The organism is Methylobacterium sp. D48H (genome assembly GCF_053345715.1).
Map to the genome: position 1 here is coordinate 1 of NZ_JBKFAP010000179.1, position 294 is coordinate 294.

Below are 294 nucleotides of genomic sequence, written 5' to 3' on the forward strand. Positions count from 1 at the left end.
GCCTTCGCCAAGCTCAAGGCCATTCTTCGTGCCGAGGCCGCTCGCACGATCAGCGACCTCTGGGACACGATCCGACGAGCCTTCAGACGCTTCACGCCAGCCGAATGCCGCCGCTATCTCGCCGCCGGAGGCTACGACGCATATGATCCAATATGATCGGATGCCGCTCTAGGGCGTCTCTGCAAAGGGGTTCACAGGCTGGGTGGTCAGGCCCATGTGGGCTTGATGCGACGCTTTGAACTGACCGACGCGCAGTGGGAGCAGATCGCCCCGCTGCTGCCTCCGCAGAAGCCG

At 63.6% G+C, this 294-nt stretch carries 1 pseudogene; it reads left to right on the forward strand.

The features are described from left to right. A pseudogene (locus ACLBX8_RS32035) lies at window positions 1–156 on the forward strand (IS630 family transposase); the annotation flags it as partial. Between the last annotated feature and the right edge of the window lie 138 nt (window positions 157–294).